This is a genomic window from Nitratireductor sp. ZSWI3, assembly GCF_024655565.1.
Taxonomy (GTDB): Bacteria; Pseudomonadota; Alphaproteobacteria; order Rhizobiales; family Rhizobiaceae; genus Nitratireductor.
Genome location: NZ_JANKOF010000051.1, coordinates 1 through 21,131, shown reverse-complemented (window position 1 = coordinate 21,131; position 21,131 = coordinate 1). Strand labels below are relative to the sequence as shown.

The 21,131-nt window shown below is 64.4% G+C and carries 21 protein-coding genes; 18 read left to right on the top strand and 3 right to left on the bottom strand.

Annotation, left to right across the window (positions count from 1 at the left end; all coding sequences use genetic code 11):
• From NUU27_RS15585 to NUU27_RS15560, 6 genes are all read left to right on the top strand, one after another.
• On the top strand, positions 1 to 828 hold the full coding sequence (locus NUU27_RS15585; protein WP_257763052.1) for an ABC transporter permease: 828 nt from the start codon (positions 1 to 3) through the stop codon (positions 826 to 828).
• A 4-nt stretch (positions 829 to 832) separates the two neighbouring features.
• Complete coding sequence (locus NUU27_RS15580) at positions 833 to 1,984, top strand: P1 family peptidase (protein ID WP_257763050.1); 1,152 nt, start codon at positions 833 to 835, stop codon at positions 1,982 to 1,984.
• A gap of 509 nt (positions 1,985 to 2,493) precedes the next feature.
• Positions 2,494 to 3,576 carry a TRAP transporter substrate-binding protein gene (locus NUU27_RS15575; protein WP_257763048.1) on the top strand — a complete coding sequence of 361 codons (1,083 nt, stop codon included), beginning with the start codon at positions 2,494 to 2,496 and terminating at the stop codon, positions 3,574 to 3,576.
• Positions 3,531 to 4,127, top strand: a complete 597-nt coding sequence (locus NUU27_RS15570; RefSeq protein ID WP_257763047.1) for a TRAP transporter small permease subunit — start codon at positions 3,531 to 3,533, stop codon at positions 4,125 to 4,127. Before NUU27_RS15575 ends, NUU27_RS15570 begins: the two co-directional genes overlap by 46 nt.
• Positions 4,128 to 4,130: 3 nt before the next feature.
• The gene (locus NUU27_RS15565) at positions 4,131 to 5,456 is read left to right on the top strand and encodes a TRAP transporter large permease subunit (protein WP_257763046.1); all 1,326 of its coding nucleotides are present in this window, start codon (positions 4,131 to 4,133) and stop codon (positions 5,454 to 5,456) included.
• 6 nt (positions 5,457 to 5,462) lie between these two features.
• Entirely contained in the window at positions 5,463 to 7,049 is a 1,587-nt protein-coding gene (locus NUU27_RS15560; protein ID WP_257763044.1) for a gamma-glutamyltransferase family protein, read from the top strand.
• 112 nt (positions 7,050 to 7,161) lie between these two features.
• On the opposite strand, the gene NUU27_RS15555 is transcribed toward NUU27_RS15560, so the two are convergent.
• Positions 7,162 to 7,806 (bottom strand): GntR family transcriptional regulator, encoded by a 645-nt coding sequence (locus tag NUU27_RS15555; RefSeq protein WP_257763043.1) that lies wholly within the window; start codon positions 7,804 to 7,806, stop codon positions 7,162 to 7,164.
• A 659-nt stretch (positions 7,807 to 8,465) separates the two neighbouring features.
• On the opposite strand from NUU27_RS15555, the gene NUU27_RS15550 reads away from it, so the two are divergent.
• From NUU27_RS15550 to NUU27_RS15525, 6 genes are all read left to right on the top strand, one after another.
• Complete coding sequence (locus NUU27_RS15550) at positions 8,466 to 10,079, top strand: ABC transporter substrate-binding protein (protein WP_257763042.1); 1,614 nt, start codon at positions 8,466 to 8,468, stop codon at positions 10,077 to 10,079.
• 108 nt (positions 10,080 to 10,187) lie between these two features.
• On the top strand, positions 10,188 to 11,141 hold the full coding sequence (locus tag NUU27_RS15545; protein WP_257763041.1) for an ABC transporter permease: 954 nt from the start codon (positions 10,188 to 10,190) through the stop codon (positions 11,139 to 11,141).
• Between the two features lie 4 nt (positions 11,142 to 11,145).
• Positions 11,146 to 12,042, top strand: a complete 897-nt coding sequence (locus NUU27_RS15540; protein WP_257763040.1) for an ABC transporter permease — start codon at positions 11,146 to 11,148, stop codon at positions 12,040 to 12,042.
• A gap of 4 nt (positions 12,043 to 12,046) precedes the next feature.
• A complete protein-coding gene (locus tag NUU27_RS15535; protein ID WP_257763039.1) occupies positions 12,047 to 13,120 on the top strand; it encodes an ABC transporter ATP-binding protein in 1,074 nt (357 codons plus the stop codon).
• Positions 13,113 to 14,123 (top strand): ABC transporter ATP-binding protein, encoded by a 1,011-nt coding sequence (locus NUU27_RS15530; protein ID WP_257763038.1) that lies wholly within the window; start codon positions 13,113 to 13,115, stop codon positions 14,121 to 14,123. Before NUU27_RS15535 ends, NUU27_RS15530 begins: the two co-directional genes overlap by 8 nt.
• 8 nt (positions 14,124 to 14,131) lie before the next feature.
• Positions 14,132 to 15,322, top strand: coding sequence for an amidase (locus NUU27_RS15525; RefSeq protein WP_257763037.1), 1,191 nt, complete (start codon positions 14,132 to 14,134; stop codon positions 15,320 to 15,322).
• Here the strand turns inward: NUU27_RS15525 and NUU27_RS15520 are convergent.
• Entirely contained in the window at positions 15,273 to 15,950 is a 678-nt protein-coding gene (locus NUU27_RS15520; protein ID WP_257763036.1) for an aspartate/glutamate racemase family protein, read from the bottom strand. The genes NUU27_RS15525 and NUU27_RS15520 overlap by 50 nt on opposite strands.
• A 290-nt stretch (positions 15,951 to 16,240) precedes the next feature.
• On the opposite strand from NUU27_RS15520, the gene NUU27_RS15515 reads away from it, so the two are divergent.
• Genes NUU27_RS15515 through NUU27_RS15505 form a run of 3 tightly spaced genes read left to right on the top strand, consistent with a single transcriptional unit; the run spans position 16,241 to position 17,851 of the window.
• A complete protein-coding gene (locus tag NUU27_RS15515; protein WP_257763035.1) occupies positions 16,241 to 16,669 on the top strand; it encodes a MerR family transcriptional regulator in 429 nt (142 codons plus the stop codon).
• Positions 16,605 to 17,024 carry a carboxymuconolactone decarboxylase family protein gene (locus tag NUU27_RS15510; protein WP_257763034.1) on the top strand — a complete coding sequence of 140 codons (420 nt, stop codon included), beginning with the start codon at positions 16,605 to 16,607 and terminating at the stop codon, positions 17,022 to 17,024. The genes NUU27_RS15515 and NUU27_RS15510 overlap by 65 nt, the downstream gene beginning before the upstream one ends.
• The gene (locus NUU27_RS15505; protein WP_257763033.1) at positions 17,021 to 17,851 is read left to right on the top strand and encodes an NHL repeat-containing protein; all 831 of its coding nucleotides are present in this window, start codon (positions 17,021 to 17,023) and stop codon (positions 17,849 to 17,851) included. The genes NUU27_RS15510 and NUU27_RS15505 overlap by 4 nt, the downstream gene beginning before the upstream one ends.
• Positions 17,852 to 17,913: 62 nt before the next feature.
• Here the strand turns inward: NUU27_RS15505 and NUU27_RS15500 are convergent, their stop codons facing one another.
• Positions 17,914 to 18,828 (bottom strand): LysR family transcriptional regulator, encoded by a 915-nt coding sequence (locus NUU27_RS15500; protein ID WP_257763032.1) that lies wholly within the window; start codon positions 18,826 to 18,828, stop codon positions 17,914 to 17,916.
• Between the two features lie 96 nt (positions 18,829 to 18,924).
• On the opposite strand from NUU27_RS15500, the gene NUU27_RS15495 reads away from it, so the two are divergent.
• The 3 genes from NUU27_RS15495 (at position 18,925) to NUU27_RS15485 (ending at position 21,102) form a co-directional block, all read left to right on the top strand.
• Positions 18,925 to 19,734, top strand: a complete 810-nt coding sequence (locus NUU27_RS15495; protein ID WP_257763031.1) for an NAD(P)H-dependent oxidoreductase — start codon at positions 18,925 to 18,927, stop codon at positions 19,732 to 19,734.
• 175 nt (positions 19,735 to 19,909) lie between these two features.
• Positions 19,910 to 20,545, top strand: a complete 636-nt coding sequence (locus NUU27_RS15490; protein ID WP_257763030.1) for a TetR/AcrR family transcriptional regulator — start codon at positions 19,910 to 19,912, stop codon at positions 20,543 to 20,545.
• Complete coding sequence (locus NUU27_RS15485) at positions 20,542 to 21,102, top strand: GFA family protein (protein WP_257763029.1); 561 nt, start codon at positions 20,542 to 20,544, stop codon at positions 21,100 to 21,102. The genes NUU27_RS15490 and NUU27_RS15485 overlap by 4 nt, the downstream gene beginning before the upstream one ends.
• The last annotated feature ends 29 nt before the right edge of the window (positions 21,103 to 21,131 follow it).

Genomic DNA, 21,131 nt, shown 5'->3' with positions numbered 1-21,131 from the left:
ATGAAGCGCTATGGCGGGCTTTCGCGCCTTCTTTCGGTCTACGGGTTCCTCTTCTTCGCCTTCATCTATGCGCCGATCGTGCTGATCGTGGTCTTCTCCTTCAATGCCAACCCGGTGAACATGATGATCTGGGACGGCTTCACGCTGGACTGGTACCGCACCATCTTCGGCTTTCCCGCGCGGCTCACCGAATCCACGCTCTATGTGGAATCGACGCGCCAGCTCTATGGGGCCGTGCGCAACAGCCTGCTGGTCGCCCTTGTCGCCAGCAGCGTATCGACCGTCTTCGGCACCGCCATCGCAATAGCTGTCGCGCGCTTCCGCTTCCGCCTCAAGAGCTTCTACCGCGCCTTCATGTTCATGCCGATGATCATGCCCGACATCGTGCTCGGCATCGCGCTTCTGATCTTCTTCGTCTCCACCGGCGTAAAGCTCAGTGTCTATACGATCATGATAGGCCACTGCACCTTTCTCATCAGCTACGTCTTCATCGTCGTCAGCGCCCGCATCGCCGACATGGACGAAAAGCTCGAGGAGGCCTCGGCCGATCTCGGCGCCAATTCATGGCAGACCTTCCGCCGTGTGACCTTGCCGCTGATCCTTCCTGGCGTTATCGGGGGCGGGCTGCTCGCCTTCATCATCTCGATGGACGATCTGGTGATCACCTATTTCATCGCTGGTGTCGACTCGACCACATTGCCCGTCTTCATCTACGGCATGCTGCGGCGGGGGATAAAGCCGGAGATCAACGCCATCGCCACGATCATGCTCGTCTTCTCCATCGTGGTCGCCTCGGCGGGGCTCTATCTGCGGGCCAGGAGGAAATAACCGGATGAATCAAAAGCAGACCAGCAGAAAGCCGCGCGCCCGCGAGCTCGGCCTTCGCCTGCCCGGCACGCCCGGCGCCCACAACGCGATCACCGACGTGCCCGGCGTAATGGTCGGCTATGAAACGCTGAACTCGCACCGTGAGCCGGGACTGCAGACCGGCCCGCTGCCCGTGCAGACGGGCGTGACGGCGATCCTTCCGACCGGATTGGAGCCCAGTCCGCGCCCTGTCTGGGCGGGCCAGTCCACGCTCAACGGCAATGGCGAGATGACGGGCACCCACTGGATCCATGACGGGGGCTATTTTGTGGGGCCGATCCTGCTCACCAACACCCACAGTGTCGGGGCGGTCCATCACGGTGCCACCCGCTGGATGCTGGAGCAGTATGGCGAAGCATGGCAGAAGACCCATCTCTGGGCGATGCCGGTCGTCACCGAGACCTATGACGGCGTGCTGAACGACATCAACGGCCAGCACGTGCGGCCCGAGCATGCCCTTGCAGCCATCCGCTCGGCATCGTCCGGAGCGGTGGCCGAGGGTAATGTCGGCGGCGGCGCCGGCATGATCTGCTACGAGTTCAAGGGCGGTACGGGCACGGCGTCGCGCCGGCTCGACATTGCCGGAGCCACCTATCATGTGGGAGCCCTGGTGCAGGCCAATCACGGCGTGCGGCCTTGGCTCAATGTCCTCGGCGTGCCGGTAGGGCTCTCCATGACGGAAGATCGGATACCCGGCCTGTCCCATGAGCGCGGTTCCATCATCTGCGTGATCGGCACCGATCTGCCGCTTCTGCCGACCCAGCTGCAGAAATTGGCGCGCCGCGCCACCATCGGCATCGGCCGCGGCGGCACGCCGGGCGGCAACAATTCGGGCGACATGTTCCTCGCCTTCAGCACGGCCAACGACATGGACCTGCCACAGCTGAGCGGGCCCTGGCGGCGGATGACCTGCCTCAACGACGAACTGCTCGATCCCGTCTATCTGGCGGCGGTGGAGGCGGTGGAGGAGGCGGTTCTGAACGCCATGCTCGCAGCGGAGGACACACCGACGGCTCGCCCGTCCGGGGCGATCTGCCGCGCGATCGATGGCGCACGGCTGGTGAGCCTTGTGGAACGAGCCGATCGCGGCAATGTGGATCCTGCCGATTCGCCATGACAACCCTGGTCTGCCGTGGCTGTGCATGCTTGCCGCCTCCATCGCTATGACCTGACAGGTCAGCATTCGGAACCGCCCCTGGACCGGTTCATCGTTTCGTCGTCCCGTTGCATCTCATTGTTTTTCTGCATTTTATGCGGACGTCAGGTGAATCCACCTGACTGCAAAATGCTCTAGCGAAGATCGGCGGCGATCGCACACGAACTCGGATTGGCCAGTCGACGGTGACGCGACAAACTCGATTTGCCCTGCTTCGCGTGATGGGTGCAAGCGGTGAGGCAGCCCAACAACAGGCTTTGTGACCATGGCGCATCATCAGCAGATGACGGCTGCCTATTTTGTATTCATAATCCGCAAAAATTGACTATTTTGTATACAATAATCAAGCCGCCAAGTTCATAAAACTCAATAATTTCAACATAGTGATCTCTTGGCATGGCCATTGCTTATAAGACTTTCGCGGCCCCTCCCCGCCAGTCCGAATCCTCCCGAAGCCATGGAGAGAAGCAGTGAAACGTCGCAATTTCCTCACGGCAGCAGCCGCTGCAACCATGACGGCCCCACTCGCCGCCCCACCCGTTGCGCGGGCGCAGACGAGCTTCAACTGGAAGATGACCAATGCCTATGGCCCCGGGTCGCCGTTCTATGTGGAAGGCCCGGGCAGCCCGACCGATTTCTGCAGGAAGGTCGAAGCCATGTCCGACGGCCGACTCAGGATCCAGCACTTCGCCGCCGGCGAGCTGATCCCGGCGCTGGAAGGCTTCGACGCCGTGCGCAACGGCACGGTGGAGATGAATTCCGCCAATGCCTATTTCTGGGCCGGACGCCTGCCGGCGGCGCAGTATTTCACCACCGTTCCCTTCGGCATGAATTTCCAGGGACAGAATGCCTGGCTCTACCATGGAGGCGGCATGGAATTGTGGGACGAGCTCTACGCGCCCCTGGGCCTGAAGGCGTTGCCCGTGGGCAATACGGGCGTGCAGATGACCGGCTGGTTCCGCGAGCCCATCACATCGGTCGAGGATTTCCGCGGGCTGAAGATGCGCATTCCCGGCCTGGCCGGCAAGGTTTACGCCACGCTCGGCGTCGACGTGAAGCTTTTGCCCGGCGGCGAGATCTTCCCCGCGCTCGAGCGCGGCGTCATCGACGCTGCCGAATTCGTCGGCCCCTATCAGGACCGCCGCCTCGGCCTGCAGAACGCGGCCAAATACTACTACACCACCGGCTGGCACGAGCCCTGCAACGTGACGGAGCTGCTGATCAACAAGGCCGCCTGGGAAAGCCTGCCGGCCGACCTCCAAGCCATCGTCCAGACCGCAGCCATGGCCTGCAACCTGGAGAGCTATGCCTGGTGCGAAGCCAACAATGCCGCAGCGCTGAAGGATCTGGTCGACAATTTCGGTGTTCAGGCCAATGTCCTGCCGCCAGAGGTCGTCGCGGCCCTCAAGGCGGCGACGGCGACGGCGCTTGAAGAGATCGCCGCTTCCGACCCCGTCGTCCGCAAGGTGCATGATGCCTTCATGGCCTTCAAGGCGGAGCACGACGGGTGGACGGCCATCGCCGAAAAGCCCCTCTACAACCTGAAGGCCTGATGCCCATGCGTGCGGTGTTGATCAATGCGGCGGACGGCGCCACGCGCGCCGTCCGCGCGATTGGGCAGTTGACAGCATGGTGCGGGCTGGCGCTCGTGCTGGTCGTCGCCGGCAACGTGCTCGGCCGCTATCTGTTTGGCCTCAGCAGTGTCGCCATGCAGGAAATGGAATGGCATCTGATGGCGGTCGGCGCGCTGTTTGGCATGGCCTACGGGCTCAACCAGGGCGGCGAGGTACGCGTGGATGTGCTCTATGACAAGTTCGACGCGCGGACCAAAAGCATCATCGACACACTCTCGGCACTCCTCCTGGCGCTTTTGGCGCTCGTGCTCGCCTGGCTGTCGATCGGATATGTCGAGCAGAGCTATTCCATCAACGAGGGCTCGCCCGACCCTGGCGGCCTTGCCTATCGCTATATCCTCAAGGCCGCTCTGCCGGCAGCGTTCGCGCTGCTTTCACTGCAGTCGGCCGCGTCCTTTCTGAAGCATCTCGCGGATCTGCTTTCGCCATCCGCCGGCGAAGCATCTCCATCGCCAGCCATGACGAAATAGCCCATGCCTTATACGGAGCTTCTGGCGCTGTGCATGATCGGCGCATTCTTCGTGATGCTCCTCGTGGGCATTCCGGTCGCCGTCTGCCTCGGCGTGACAGGTTTCGTGTTCGGCTATCTGGGTTTCGGCACAGGTCTTTTCGGCCTTCTGCCGGCCCGGGTCTTCGGCGTGGTGACCAATTACACGCTTCTCGCCCTGCCGCTCTTCATCTTCATGGGGCTGATGCTGGAGAAGTCGAAGATCGCCGAGGACCTGCTCGAGGTGATCGGCCTCGCCATGGGCGGTCTGCGCGGCGGCATGGCTCTGGCCATCATCCTGGTCGGTGTGCTGATGGGCGCGGCCTCCGGCGTCGTCGGCGCCACGGTGGTGACGCTGGGCCTCATCGCGCTCGGGCCGGTCGTCAATCGCGGCTACGACCGGGGCATCGCGAGCGGCGTTATCTGCGCGTCCGGCACGCTGGGGCAGATCATCCCGCCGAGCCTTGTCCTGATCCTGCTTGCAGACATCATGGGCGAGTCGGTCGGCACGCTCTTTGCCGCCGCCCTCGTTCCGGGCCTCATCCTCGCACTGATCTTCATCGCCTATGTGCTGGTGCTGGGCATCGTCACCCCAGACGCAGTGCCGGCCATCCCCAGGCGGGAGCGCGATCTGGTGTCGGGCCGTGCGCTTGCCGGCAAGCTTCTCGGGGTCGTCTTTCCCCCCATCGCCCTCATCTTCCTGGTGCTGGGCTCCATCATCGGAGGTGTCGCCGCGCCGACCGAGGCCGCCTCCATGGGTGCGCTCGGCAGCATCGTCCTGGCCTCCTTCGCCGGCCGCCTCGACTATGCGACCATGCGCGATGTCGTGCGATCGAGCTTCACGGCGAGCGCCATGGTGTTTCTCATTCTCATCTTCTCCCAGCCATTCGCCCTCGCCTTCCGGGGCCTGGGCGGCGAGCGCCTCGTACAGGATGCCTTCATGCTCGTGCCGGGCGGGCTGGACGGCCAGATCCTCTTCCTCATGCTCCTGATCTTCGTGCTCGGCTTCTTTCTCGAATGGATCGAGATTTCCTACATCGCCCTGCCGCTCTTCCTTCCGATCTTCGCGCAATCGGGGGTCGACATGGCATGGATCGCCATTCTGGTGGCGGTCAATCTGCAGACATCTTTCCTGACGCCCCCCTTCGGCTGGGCCCTTTTCTTCCTGAAGGGTGTGGCGCCGGCAAAGGTCAGGACAAGCGACATATACCGTGGCGTCGTTCCCTTCATCGGCCTGCAGGCCGCAGCTCTCGCCCTCGTCTACTCCTTTCCCTCTCTGGCGCTCTGGTTGCCGGAGGCTATCGGCTGGTAAAATCCCATGCTTCACACCGCACTCGGCTACAATTGCAGCTTCTCCGCACCCCATCGCGCAGCGGCACTGGCCGGCCGGGACGTTCTCGAAAGCGGCGGAACGGCGATCGAGGCGATGGTCGCCGCGGCGGCAACGGTGGCGGTCGTCTATCCACATATGAACGGCATCGGCGGCGACGGCTTCTGGCTCATAAAGCGGGCCGGCGAGGCGCCTGTCGGCATATCGGGCTGCGGGCGCGCCGCCGAACTTGCAACGGTCGATTGGTATGCGCGCCGCGGCCTGGCCGAGACCATCCCCGCGCGTGGGGCTGCAGCCGCCCTGACGGTGCCTGGCACGCTTAGCGGCTGGCAGCGCGCGCTCGACATGGTGCCCTCTGCCCGGCGCATGCCCCTTGCCGACCTCCTGTCGGCGGCCATCGGCCATGCGCATGACGGGATGGCCATCACCGGCAACCAGTCCCGTTGCACGCGCGACAAATTGGACTCGCTTGCCGGCGTGCCGGGATTTGCGGATGTATTTCTCGTGGACGGCAAACCGCCTGAAGCCGGCCACAAACTCCGGCAGCCCGCACTTGCGCGGACGCTGGAGACGCTTGCCTGCGAGGGGATCGAAGCGTTCTATCGCGGCGATATCGCCGCCGAGCATGCCCGCTTCCTGGAGGCGCATGACAGCCCGCTTCGTTTCGATGATTTCGCCCGATTCTCGACGCAGACGGTCGAACCGCTGTCGGTCACGACGTCCGACGGCGTTCTGTACAACATGACCCCTCCCACACAGGGAATCTCGTCGCTGATGATCCTGGCGCTGTTCGACAGGCTCGGCGTCACCGCGGGCGAAGGGTTCGACCATGTTCACGGTCTTGTCGAGGCCACGAAGCAGGCCTTTCTCATCCGCAACAGAACGCTCGGCGATCCCGAAACCATGGAGGAGCCGGCAGCCGCCTGGCTCACGCCGAATCGGCTCGATGCCCTCGCGAGAGGGATTGACCGCCAAAAAGCCCTCCCCTGGCCTTACCCGCCGAAGGACGGGGATACGATCTGGATGGGAGCCGTGGACCGCGAAGGCACGGTCGTCAGCTTCATCCAGAGCGTGTTCTGGGAGTTCGGCTCCGGCCTCACCTGCCCCGCCACGGGCGTCTTCTTCCAGAACCGGGGCGCGGGATTCTCGCTGCAGCCGGGGCCGAACCAGCTTGCGCCCGGCAAGCGACCGTTCCACACGCTGAACCCGGCGCTGGCGAGGCTCGCCGATGGGCGGATCATGGCCTATGGCACGATGGGCGGCGAAGGGCAGCCGCAGACACAGGCCGCCATCTTCACCCGCTATGCCCGGTTCAAGCAGAACCTGCAGCAGGCCGTCTCCATGCCGCGCTGGCTGCTCGGAAAGACATGGGGCGATGCCACCACGACCCTCAAGCTCGAAAGCCGGTTCACCCCCTCGCTGGTTGCCGCGCTCAAGGCGGCCGGCCACGAGGTGGAACTCATCGAGCCATATTCGGACCTTGCCGGCCACGCCGGCGCCGTCGTCCTCCACGAAAGCGGCCTGATGGAAGCGGCGAGCGACCCGCGTTCCGACGGCACGGCGCTCGCCTATTAACCGTTACGGGCCCCGAAGCATTGTACACCGCATTGACGACCACCGAGATCATCGCGCTCGCTTTCAAAAAGTCAGAGCGGGATGCGGGCGGAAAACCGCTTCACACTTTTCCTCATCCCGCTCTTAGGCGGCCGGCGAGTACGGCCTTTGCGGCGCTCGTCAAATGTCGCCGCAGGGCGCGCTCGGCTTCCTTGGCATTGCGATCCAGTATCGCAGAGATGATCGTCTCGTGCTCGGCATTCGAGCGGGCGACACGCTCGGCCTGCTGAAGCTGCGAGCTTCGGAACGGCGCCAGCTTCAGCCGCGTCAGCTCGGCGATCTCCATCAAATCCGCATTGTGCGCTCCGGCATAGATGGCCGTGTGAAATTTCGCGTTGGTCTCGTCATAGCCCCGGAAATCGCCAAGCTCCGCCATGCGCCGCATCTGCTGGTGCAACATTTCCAGTTCGGTGCGCTCCGACATGGTCATGCGCGTGGCGGCCAGGCGTCCGCAGGTGGCCTCGATTTCGCCCATCGCCTCGAACATCTGATCGATGCGCTCGCGCCCGACATCGACCACCACAACACCCTTATAGGGAACGCGCTGCGCCAGTGAACGCGAGACGACGATATGCAGCGCTTCGCGTATCGGCGTGCGCGATACGCCAAAGCGTTTGGCAAGCGCGCTTTCGTCGAGCTTCGCCCCCACGGGCCAGAGCTGGTCGATGATCTCGCGCTCGAGCTGTGCGGCGATGAATTCGCTATGAACCGTTTTCACGCGTCCGCTCATCGTGCGATACCCCGCGAACCCGCCATCCTCACCTCCGCCCACGCCGTCACCGGGCCACTTTGTATTTCATCCAGCCCCTCAGTAGGCGAACTGTATACACGGCGCGCGTCATGGAAACCACGGGTGATGTCAGGCGCAGAGGACAATCGGAACTTGAGGCAGCGGCCCCGCATCGCAGGGTCCAAGGCCAGCCGATCATGGCAAATGGCGCCCTTATCGGCAGAATTGCCTAAAAAATAGGCTTGCATAAATATAGGGCACGCAATACCGTGAACTCTCCCTTCCGGGCAGGCCACGCAGGCCGGAACCGGATACCTGTCAAGTCAAAGCAGCAGTCTGCGTTAGGCGTTCGGATGGATGGTTCGGCCACTGGTGAGAATGGGATCGCAATCGAGCCGATGTCGCGACTTCCTTTCCGCCACGCTGTTCCGGCCACGCTTCCGACCCGGGCACAGATCAACGGGAGAACCATCGACATTCCATTGGGGCACCGCTTTCGCCCCACCGGGAGGCGGCACCTTGTCATCTTGGGGCAATGCGCTGCGCAAGGGAGGAACAGAGGGGTTCAAAAAACCTGAAAACAGGGAACCACGGGCATCTGGGAGGTGTGCCGGTCGTGGACTATTCCCGAAAAGGAGAACAACAACATGATCTGGAAGTTCCTGAGGGGCGCCGCCCTTGCCGCCCTGCCTGCCGCCGCGATCGCAGCGGCCCCTGTCGATGCATTTGCTGCAGGCACCTTGCGCATCGGCATGACCGCATCCGACATTCCGCTGACGACCGGCCAGACAGACCAGGGTGGCGAAGGCATGCGCTTTATGGGCTATACGCTCTATGACGCGCTGGTGAACTGGGATCTGGGCAGCGCCGAAAAGCCCTCCGTTCTCACGCCCGGCCTTGCCGTGGAGTGGGGCGTCGATGAAGCCGACAAGACAAAATGGACCTTCAAGCTGCGTGAGGGCGTCACCTTCCACGATGGCAGCGCGTTCAACGCCGAAGCCGTCGTGTGGAACCTGGACAAGCTGCTGAAGGAAGATTCCGAGCAATACGATCCGCGCCAGGCCGCCCAGGGCAAGAGCCGCATTCCCGCCGTCTCCAGCTACAAGGCCGTCGACGACCTGACGCTTGAAATCGTCACCAGGGAACCGGACGCCACCCTGCCCTACCAGCTTGCCTGGATCATGATGTCGTCGCCGGCCAATTGGGAAACGCAGGGCAAGGACTGGGAAAAGGTCGCCTCCAGCCCGTCCGGCACAGGCCCATGGAAGCTTGATTCCTTCGTACCGCGCGAGCGCGCCGAGCTCGTCCCCAACCCGGACTACTGGGACGGGACGCGCGTGCCCAAGCTCGACCGCCTGGTGCTTTTGCCGCTCCCTGAACCGAATGCCCGCTCGGCAGCCCTCATGTCCGGCCAGGTCGACTGGATCGAGGCGCCCGCACCGGACCTCGTTCCCGCGCTGGAAGGCAATGGCTTCCAGATCGTTTCCAACACACTGCCGCACAACTGGACCTGGCACCTGTCGCGTCTCGAGGGCTCGCCATGGAACGACCTCAACGTCCGCAAGGCCGCCAATCTGGCAATCGACCGGGAAAGCATGAAGCAGCTTCTGGGTGGCCTCATGGTGCCGGCAAAAGGCTTCCTGCCGCCGTCGTCGCAATGGTTCGGCAAGCCTGAATTCGACGTTCGCTACGACCCGGAGGAGGCCAAGAGGCTGCTCACCGAGGCCGGCCACGGCCCCGACAACCGGCTGAAGGTAAAGGCTCTGATTTCACCCTCGGGCTCGGGCCAGATGCTGCCGCTGCCGATGAACGAGTTCATCCAGCAAAATCTCGCCGAGGTCGGCATCGATGTCGAGTTCGAGGTGGTCGAATGGAACACCATGATCAACATCTGGCGGGCCGGCGCTGAAAGCGAGAACGCGCTCGGCACCCAGTCGATCAACTTCTCCTACTTTATTCAGGATCCCTTCACCGGCCTGATCCGCCACCTGTCTTGCGACCTGATCGCACCGAACGGCACCAATTGGGGCCACTATTGCGATCCCGAGATGGATGCCCTGTTCAAGGAAATCCGCAACACCTTCGATCCGGAGGCACAGGACGAGGTCATGCGCCGCACGCACGAGAAATACGTGAACGAAGCCCTCTTCCTCATGGTCACCCATGATGTGGCGCCGCGGGCCTTGAGCCCGAAGGTCAAGGGTTTCGTGCAGGCGCAGAACTGGTTCCAGGACTTTGCCCCGATCACCATCGAGGAATAGTCAGCGTCGGGCCGGACTTCGCCGTCGTCGCGGAGTCCGGCATTCCGTTCCGCATGGGCGCACGGGCGACCGTGCGGGCATGCAGCCACCCGTTCAGGAAAGCCGGTCATGCTTACCTATTTCATCCAGCGGCTTGTCTATGTCGTCCCCGTCGCGCTGGGCGTCAGCGTGTTCTGTTTTCTGCTCGTGCACATTGCGCCGGGCGATCCGCTGACGGCGGTCATGCCGATCGACGCAACGGCCGAGCAGCAGGCCGCCATGCGCGCGGCATACGGTTTCGACAAGCCGCTGCCGGTGCAATTCCTTGTCTGGCTGGGAAACGCCCTTGCGGGCGATCTCGGCAACTCCATCGCCACCGGGCGCCCGGTGGCGGGCGAAGTCATGCGCGCGGTCGGCAACACGCTGATCCTGGCCTTTGCCGCGTCGCTGATCGGCTTCTCGCTGGGCATTCTCTTCGGCTTCATCGCTGGCTATTTCAAGGACACGCCGATAGACCGCGCCGTGACCGCGCTGTCGATCACCGGCGTTTCAGTTCCCAATTACTGGCTGGGCATCGTCTTGGTGGTGATCTTCTCCGTCATGCTCGGCTGGCTGCCGTCCACCGGGGCTGGCCCCGGCGGCTCCAGTGCCTGGAGATGGGACGTCGAGCATCTGCGCTTCATCGTCCTGCCCGCCGTGACACTCTCCGTTGTACCCATGGGCATAGTCGCGCGCACGGTGCGCGCGCTGGTCGGCGACGTCCTGTCACAGGATTTCGTCACGGCGCTGGCGGCCAAGGGCATGGGCAGGGCGGGCATATTGCGCCATGTGATGCGCAATGTCGCGCCGACCACGCTTTCGGTGGTCGGCCTTCAGCTCGGCTACCTGCTCGGCGGCTCCATCCTGATAGAGACCGTCTTCAACTGGCCCGGCACAGGCTTCCTCCTGTCCAACGCCATCTTCCAGCGCGATCTGCCGCTCCTTCAAGGCACGATCCTGGTGCTGGCGTTGTTCTTCGTATTCGTCAACCTCCTCGTCGATCTGGTCCAGCCGCTGGTCGACCCGCGCATCAAGAGAACCTGAAGGCATGAGCGTGACGGCCAAAACGACTATCAACATCGCGCGGGAAGAGATCTCCGACAGTTCCAGGGGATATTGGCGCGAGGTCTTCCAGCGACTGCGCCGCGACCCGGTGGCGATGGCCTGCGGGACCCTCATCCTCCTTCTTCTGGCTGCGGTCATCTTCGCGCCCTGGATCGGCCTGCAGGACCCGGTCACCGGAAGCATGATCCAGCGGCTGAAGCCGGTGGGAACGCCCGGCCATGTTCTGGGCACCGACGAACTGGGGCGCGACATGCTGAGCCGGCTTGTCTATGGTGGGCGGCTGACCCTGATGCTGGGGCTTCTGCCCGTCCTTTTCGCCTTGGTCATCGGAACGGCGCTGGGCGTCTTCGCCGGCTATGCCGGCGGCATCTTCAATACGGTCATCATGCGGGTGGTGGACGTTTTCTTCGCCTTCCCGTCGATCCTGCTGGCGATTGCCATTTCCGGCGCCCTCGGCGCCGGCATCGTCAACAGCCTCGTCTCGCTGACCATCGTCTTCATCCCGCCGATCACCCGCGTGGCGGAGAGTGTCACGGCCTCGGTGCGCTCCCTTGAATATGTCGATGCCGCGCGCATTTCCGGAGCAGGCCCCCTGACGGTCGTGCGGGTGCACGTGCTCGGCAACGTGCTCAGCCCCATCTTCGTCTATGCCACCAGCCTGACCAGCGTCTCCATGATCCTGGCCGCCGGCCTTTCCTTCCTCGGTCTTGGCGTGCGCCCGCCCGAGCCGGAATGGGGCCTGATGCTCAACACGCTCCGCACGGCGATCTACATCGATCCGCTGATCGCCGCCCTGCCCGGCGTCATGATTTTTCTTACCTCGCTGTGCCTCAACCTCCTGAGCGATGGCCTCAGAAGCGCGATGAACGTGAAGGATTAGCCGCATGACCGATCAGCAAGGAACCGACCTGAATGCATCGCCCGATCGTGGCGGTCCGGCACAGCCGCTCGTGATCGCCAGATCTCTGAAGCGCTATTTCCCCATTCGCAAGGGGCTGATCGGACGGAGGAAGGGAGCCGTCCAGGCCGTGGACGATGTCTCCTTCACCGTCCGTAAGGGCGAGACGCTCGGCATCGTCGGCGAGTCCGGCTGCGGCAAGTCGACGACGGCGCGGCTGCTCGTCGGACTGACCGACATCGATTCCGGCGACCTGATCTTCGACGGCGACAAGCTTGGTGCCACCCTTACGCACAAGGAACTCTGGGCCGGCGTGCAGATGGTGTTCCAGGACAGCTATGCCTCCCTCAACCCGCGAATGACCATCGAGGACACGATCGCCTTCGGCCCGAAGATGCGCGGCGTGGCGCCCCAACAGGCCCATGCGGCCGCGCGCGATCTCCTGGCCCGCGTCGGCCTCGCGCCGGAACGTTTCGCGGCTCGCTATCCGCACGAACTCTCGGGAGGCCAGCGCCAGCGCGTGAACATCGCCCGCGCACTCGCCATGCGGCCGCGGCTGATCATCCTGGACGAGGCGGTCTCGGCACTCGACAAGTCGGTGGAGGCGCAGGTTCTCAATCTCCTGGCCGACCTCAAGGCCGAGTTCGGCCTGACCTACGTCTTCATCTCGCACGACCTGAACGTGGTTCGGTTCATCTCCGACCGGATCATGGTCATGTATCTCGGCGAGGTGGTTGAGATCGGTCCGGTGGAAAGTCTCTGGAAGAAGCGCGCCCACCCCTACACCGCCGCCCTCTTCGCCGCCATGCCCTCCATGGACCCCGACAACCGCACGGAGGTGCCGCCGCTGACCGGCGATCCTCCGAACCCCATCAACCCGCCCACCGGCTGCCGGTTTCACACGCGCTGCCGGTTTGCCGAGGAGGTCTGCGCGACGATGAAGCCGGCCGCGAGGCCGGTCGGCGGCGAGGCCGCCCACATGGCCGCATGCCATATGCTGGACCCGCAGTCGGGCCACACGATGGCCGGCGCCCGGGGTCAGGAGATGGCGGATGGGTGAGAACCTGGTGGAAATTTCAGGGCTGAACGTCCGCTTCTCAGGCGCGCGTGTCGTGCACGCGGTCAACGATCTCGAACTCAGCCTGCGGGCGGGCGAGGTGCTGACGATCCTGGGAGAGTCCGGCTCCGGAAAAAGCGTGACGCTGAAGGCCCTGTTGCGGCTGCTCCCCGAGAAGAGGACGTCAATCAGCGGATCGATGAAGGTCGACGGCATCGACGTGACGGGACTGAAGGGCCGGGCGCTTGCCGACTATCGTGGCAAGACTGTCTCCATGATATTCCAGGAACCGGCGCTGGCTCTCGATCCTGTCTACACGATCGGCGACCAGATCGCAGAGGCGGTGCGCTGCCACACCGGCGCAAGCCGCGCGCAGGCAATGGATGTGGCACTCGACATGCTCAAGCGGGTGCGCATTCCGTCGGCGGAGCAGCGCCTGCGGAACTATCCGCACGAGATGTCGGGCGGCATGCGTCAGCGCGCGATGATCGCGCTGGCGCTTGCCTGTCAGCCCAGGCTGCTGCTCGCCGACGAGCCCACCACGGCGCTCGATGCGACGGTCCAGATCCAGGTCCTGCTGCTGCTGCGCGAATTGCAGAAGGAGTACGGCATGAGCATCATATTCGTCACCCACGACATCGGCGTCGCGGTGGAGATCTCCGACCGCATCGCGGTGATGTATGCGGGCAGCATCGTCGAGGAAGGTTCCGCCGCCGAGATCATCCGTGATCCGCGCCACCCCTATACGCGCGGCCTCCTGGCCGCCAATCTGCACGACGCCGAACGCGGGTCGCGCCTGGAGGCCATCCCCGGCAGTCCGCCGCCGTTGGCAACGGTGCCGGATCACTGCTCCTTCGCGCCACGCTGCCCGCATGTGAAACCGGCGTGCCTTGAGGCGCTGCCGCCGGTGTTCCGGCCGGGGCCTCGGCGACGCGTCGCCTGCGTCCTCGGAGAACGCCCTTTCGCAACGGCCCGTCCGGCGCCGTTGCATGAGCCTGCGCAATAGGCCCTGCGATGTTGCTGCAAGAAGACCCCTTCCACGCCTTCGTGCCATATCCGTCGGTCGATGTTCCTTCCGCCTCTGCCGGCCCGCTTGCCGGGCTGCGCGTGGCGGTCAAGGACATCTTCGATGTCGCAGGTTATCGCACTGGCTGCGGCTGTCCGCTGAAGCTCGCAGAAAGCGATGTGAAAGCCGCGACGGCTCCCGCCATCCAGCGCGTGTTCGACGCCGGCGCCCGCTTCGTCGGCAAGACACACACGGACGAACTGGCCTGGTCGCTCTACGGCGTGAACCCGCATTTCGGCACGCCGGTGAACCCCGCCGCGCCGGATCGCATTCCGGGCGGCTCGTCTTCCGGCTCCGCCGTTGCCGTTGCCGCCGGCCTCGCCGATATCGGCATCGGCACGGATACGGGCGGGTCGGTGCGTGCGCCGGCCAGCTTCTGCGGCATCTGGGGCCTGCGGCCGACTCACGGCCGCATCCCCCTCGAAGGCTGCATGGAGCTTGCCGCCAGCCTCGACACATGCGGCTTCTTCGCCCGCGATGCGGCCACGATGGAAGCGGTGGGCGGGGTGATGCTCGGAGACGATACCATCGTCCTGCCGGAGGAACCGCGCCTTCTGGTGGCCGTGGACATGGCCGACAGACTGGCGCCCGAACAGAGAGCCGCTTTCGACGCCCCCTTTGCCCATCTGGCCACCGATTCGGCTCCCGTCTACCCCGACGGCGACGCCGATGCGCTCTACGAGGCATTCCGCGACATCCAGTCGGCGGATTGCAACCGCTCGGTCGTGCCCTGGATGACGGCAGCCCGCATCCCGCTGGCGCGCGGGCTCGACCAACGCTACGCCTATGCGCGTGCCATGACGGCGGAAAAAGAAGTCACCGCCAACGAACTCCGTCAAAGGCTGCGGCAGGACCTGGACGCGCTCCTCGCCACCGACGGCATCCTGCTCGCGCCGGTCGTTCACGACGCACCGTTCCGCCTGGATGCGCCCGATGCCGTCTTCGACGGCTACCGGCACGAAGCCATGAAGCTCCTGTGCGTTGCCGGCCTGGCCGGCCTGCCACAACTCGTTCTGCCCGCCGGCCGGGTCGGCGACGGGGCACCCTTCGGCGTCTCGCTGATCGGCCCACGCGGGTCGGACCGTTCGCTCATCGCGGCAGCGGCGCGCCTGATGCATGCTCATCAATCATGGACCTGATGCGCCTCGCCGCGGCAGGAACCGGCTCGATGATGGGGATGGCGCAGACGCCGCGCAACTGAACCGCCGCCCTGGCCAGCGGTCCGCCACCGATGATGACGGCGTCGGCGCCTGATCGCGCAGCGCGCTCAACCGCCGCCCTCAGGAGCGCGATCAGGCGCGCCTCCACGGCGACGGCCCGAACGGGATCCGCATCGGTGAAGACCGTGCCGGCGAACTGCGCCGCAAGGCCCGCCCGGGCCACCCGGGCAGCGATCGCATCTTCCAATGCGGGTGTCGTGGTGGCCACGGCGAAACGCCGGCCGCCGGCGGCCGCCTCGTGGAAGCTGGCCTCGCCGATCCCGCAGACCGGCACGGGGAGGCGTTGCCGCGCCTCGTCGAGCCCGGGATCCCCGAAGGCCGCGATGATGACGCCTTCCCAAGGTTCCCGCCGCGCGCACGCGTCCTCCAGCAGAGCCGACACAGCCCTGGCGCCCACGGCGAGAGCTTCCGGTTCGGTAATCATGGGCGCGCCGAAGGGCGCGGTGCGGCCGGCGAAGTCCAAGCCGGTTCCTGCGGAAAGCGCGATCTCGACCATTGCTGCGGTTGTCGAACCATTGGTGTTGGGATTGACGAGGAGCACGGTCATTGGGCAGCGTGACCAGTGCCGTCACGGGGCGTTCCGCAGCAGGTGTTGATGGTCATCTCGTTTCTCGTAGGGGCGCTTCCAGGTGACGACTATCAGCTCCGAGTGCGACCGTGAACCCTTGGCCGGCGCCGATGCACACGGATCGGCAGCGCCCGCTTGCCTCTCGTCTCCAGAAGGTCGGTGCAGCCGTGTCTGATTTCCGCGACACCATAAAGCGACAAATCACCCCTTGACTTAGAGCGCGCTCTAACCCCTAGCCTTGGATGCGTCGTGACGAAAGAAGGGCGTTCATGAAGATTGGCGAACTGGCGAAGCGTTCGGGACTGTCTGCCCATACCATCCGTTATTATGAGCGGATCGGGCTGCTTCCCCATGCCGACAGGGACCAATCGGGCCAACGTGACTACGACGCATCGATCCTGATCTGGATAGAGTTTCTCGGCCGTCTCAAGACGACCGGGATGCCCATCCGGGAGATGTTGCGCTACGCAACCTTGCGGGAGCGCGGCGTCGGCACGGAAGCGGAGCGCAGTGCGTTGCTCGAACAACACCGTGAGCGTGTGCGTGCGCATGTGGCCAAACTGCAGGCCTGCCTTCTCGTCCTTGACACCAAGATTGCCGGATATGCCGGCATGGATGAGAGGATGAAAGACTATGACGCATCAATCCCCGAACCTCGACGAAAACCGGCTGGAGCGCGGCAAGCGGGCACTCGCTGAAATCGACGGAGAGGCCGGCAACAACGTCATTGCGGCTCTGGCCGACATTGCTCCCGACTTTGCAAACTATGTGTTTGAATTTCCGTTTGGCGACATTTACAGCCGTCCCGGCCTTGATCTGCGCGCCCGCGAAGTCGCCACCATCGCCGCACTGACCGCAATGGGAACGGCAACGCCGCAACTGAAAGTCCATATTGAGGCGGGGCTGAACGTCGGGCTGACCAGGGACGAGATCACCGAGATCATCATGCAGATGGCCGTCTATGCCGGCTTTCCTGCGGCGCTCAACGGGCTGTTCGCGGCCAAGGAAGTGTTCGCCGCCCGGCTTCCCGTCCAGCAGGAGGAAGTGGCATGATGGACTTTGTTCGCACCTTGGCTGGCGCCGGCGCTCTCGCACTCGTCGCGATTTCAGGCCCGCCGATTGCAGCTCCGACCACCGCATACGCAAACCCCGCCACGCCCGAAAAGCTATGGAGCGGCTTCAGCTCGCCGGTTGGCATGGCCTTCGACGCGGCGGGGAACCTGTTTGTAGCCGAATGGAGCGCGGGCCGCGTCTCGCGTATCGATCCTGCCGGCAACAGAACCACTTTCGCAGACGGGCTATCCGGCCCCTCCGGGCTGGCGGTCGGCCCGGATGGCGCGGTCTACGTCGCCTCTTACTCCCGCGACGAAATCTATCGCTTCACGCCGGCCGGCGAGCGCAGCGTGCACGTGACCGGCCTTGCGACACCGGCCGGGTTGAGCTTCGACAGGTCAGGCCGGCTGCTGATCGCCAACCGCCGCACCAACCAGATTCTTGCCGTGACCGGGACTGGCGATCTGGAACCCGTCATCAACGGCCTGCAAACGCCGGTCGGGGCGGTCCAGACGCCAGACAATGGCTATGTCGTGTCCAATATCGGCGGCGGAGTCACGATCCTGCGCCCGGACGGCGCGCGCATCGAGGCCGGCGAGGCCTTCGGCACACCCGGCCCCGGCGTAGCAATGACGAAAGACGGCCGCGTGTTCGTGGTGGATTACGGCGGAACGACCGTGCGGGAAATCCTGCCGGACGGGCAATCCCGTGCCGTCGCGGACGGGCTGCGAAGCCCGGTCGGCTTGGTGGTCGCTCCTGACGGAGCGTCCTTGCTCTCCGCCGCGTGGGGCGATGGAACGATCTATCGAATTCCGCTTCCTGAATAGAGGCAGTTGCCGCGAAAACCCCGATCGATCCGGGCGGGCAAAGGGCATGGATTTGCGGGCGTTCAGCCGAGTCCTGGCAGGTGTGCCGCCTCCGCCACCAGATAGTCGATCAACAGGCGGACGCGTGCGATCTTGGCGCGCTCCGGCACGATGAGCATGCTGAGCGGGGTTGCGGCGAGCGCATAGTCGGGCAGCAACGCCTCCAGCTCGCCGCTCGCCAGGAGATCATCGACCAGCCAGCGATGGGCCGGACCGATCCCGCGCCCGACTCGGAACGCTTCCCGCGCAGCCAAGCCGTGGTCGACCCGAAGGTCGCCCTTCACGGCAACAGAGTGCCTCTTGCCGTCCAATCCCGCGAGCACCAGCGTTTCGCTGCCCGCCACGTTCGACATGCGAATGATGTTGTGCGCGGCCAGGTCCTCTGGTCTGTCGGGGCGGCCATATGCATCCAGATAGGCTGGCGCCGCCACCAGCAGCCGCGTGCTTTCGCCCAGATGATGCAGCTTCATCGAACTGTCGGTGAGCGGCCCCAGCCGAAGCGCGATATCGACGCCCTCCTTCACGAGGTCGATCCGTTCGTCGGTCAGACCGAGGTCGATGCGGATATCGGGATAGCGCTCTTGAAACGCGAAGACCAGCCGTGTGATGTGCAGCACACCAAGCGCGGCCGTGCAGGACACGTGAACGGCGCCGGACGGCGCGCCGCGCAGGTCGCGGATTTCCTCGGACGCCTGTTCGACCAGAAGGAGAATCTGGACGCACTGGGCGTGGTAGCGGCTGCCTTCCTCGGTCATCGCGACTCGGCGGGTCGTCCGGTTGAGCAGCGGCGCACCCACGGCCTCCTCGAGCTCGCGCACATGCCGCGTGACGGTCGACTGGCCAACCCCCAGTTCCCGCGCCACGGCCGACAGGCTGCGGCGCTCCGCGACACGGACGAAGGTGCGCATCCGTTCGAGCGTGATGTCCGATCTATCCATTATTCGGCAATATGATATGCATTGCCTATATATACCGGAATATTCGAGGCAGGGCTATCTTGCCGGCCGGTGTCAATCTCAACCGGATGGTCTGTCATGAAAGTTCTCCTTGTCTTCGCCCACCCCGAACCAAAATCCCTCTCCGCCTCGCTGCGCGATGTCGCGATCAGCGAACTCGAAGCAACCGGCCATGAGGTCCGGGTATCCGACCTCTATGCCATGGGCTGGAAGTCCGAGGTCGATCGTGCCGACTTTCCCGGGCTCTCCGCCGATGAGCGGCTGCTGCCCGTCGCGGCCTCGAAGAATGCCTTCGCGACCGGCACGCTGACGGACGATGTGAAAACCGAAATCGAAAAGCTTCTCTGGGCAGACATGCTGATCCTCCAGTTCCCGCTCTGGTGGTTCACCATGCCGGCCATCCTGAAAGGTTGGGTCGATCGGGTGTTTGCCTACGGCTTCGCCTATGGTGTCGGCGAGCACAGCGACAAACGCTGGGGCGACCGCTATGGCGAGGGGACCCTTGCCGGCAAGCGCGCCATGCTGATCGTGGCGGCCGGCGGCTGGGAAGAGCACTACGGCCCTCGCGGGGTGAACGGCCCGATCGACGACCTGTTGTTCCCGATCAATCACGGCATTCTCTACTACCCCGGCTATGACGTGCTGCCGCCCTTCGTCACCTACAGCACGGATCGGTTCAACGAGCCGCTGTTCGAGGCCGCTGCGCAGCGTCTGCGCGAACGGATGCGGACGGTGGAAACGATAGAGCCCATTCCCTACCGGCGTCAGAACGGCGGCGACTATCACATTCCGGCCATGGAACTGCGTGCGGGCCTCGGCGCGCCTGGCGCAGCCGGTTTCGGGCTGCATCTGCGCGAGAGCGAGATGAAGAAGCTGGCGGCCGAATAGCAAACCTGTGTCGGGCCGGAAATCCAAGGAAGCGGGAGCAGAGTTGAAAGATCCGGCCCAGTCACGAACGTTCGGCTCCGAGCCCATCTTGTCGGCTCGCCGCCCTCCTGACCAAAGGTCGTTTTACAGGGAAGAACGGCGTTGAATTCATACCAACCGTATGGTATGAATCTCCATGCCAAGGCCATCCAAACTCTCCCCGGAACGCGGCGATGCCCGCACCCGCCTTCTTGAGGCGGCCCGGGATATCATCCGTGCAAAGGGATTTGCCGCCACCACCGTCGATGACCTGTGCAGGCAGGCCGAGGTGACGAAGGGAGCGTTCTTCCATCATTTCGGCTCGAAGGAAGCCCTCGGCGTCGCAGCGGCCGAATTCTGGGCTGATACGACCTCGGCGTTTTTCGAGGCGGCGCCCTACCACCTGCCCGACGATCCATTGGACCGTGTGCTGGCCTATGTGGCCTTCCGCAAGGCGATCATCGTCGGCGAACTCGCCGAGTTCACCTGTCTGGTCGGAACCATGGCGCAGGAGGTGTATGCCACCTCGCCCGATATTCGGAAGGCCTGCGGCAAAAGCATATTCGGACATGCCGCCACGCTGGAGGCGGATCTCGAGGCGGCCATGCGGGCTCGTGGCATTCGAGGCGACTGGACGCCGGAAAGCCTTGCCCGCCATACGCAGGCTGTCATCCAGGGAGGTTTCGTATTGGCCAAGGCCGGCAACGACCCCGGTCTTGCCCGCGAAAGTCTCGATCATCTGGATCGGTACATCCGTCGTCTGTTCGATATATCGGAAAAGGTTGAAGCATGAGCAAGCCAACACAACTGCAATGCCGCTGCGGCGAGGTCGAGATGGAGGTCGAGAGCCATCCGATCATGAGCACCGAGTGCCTGTGCACATCGTGCCGGACCGCCGCGGGTGTGCTGGAGGCCCTGCCGGGCGCGCCGCGTCTGCGGGAGGCGACGGGCGGCACGCGGATGGAGATGTACCGCAAGGACCGCGTCCGGTGCGTCAGGGGGGCCGCCAACCTGCGGGAATTCCGCCTGACGGAGAAGACCAAGACCCGTCGGGTGGTCGCGGTCTGCTGCAATACGCCGATGTTTCTCGATTTCACCGACGGCCACTGGGTCGACCTCTACGGCCCTCTCTGGCCGGAAGGGAGCCTTCCGCCGCTGCAACTGCGAACGATGACCGGCGATCTTGACGATCCGTCGGCGCTGCCGGATGACGTGCCCAATCTCAAGGCGCATTCGGCCGGGTTCTTCGTCCGGCTGCTCGGCGCCTGGGCCGCGATGGGGTTTCGCCGACCGAAGATCGACTATGTCGAGGGGGCGCTCGACGTCCGCAACTGCAACGCCCACAATTGAGATCTGAAGGGCAGTTTTGCGCCTCATCT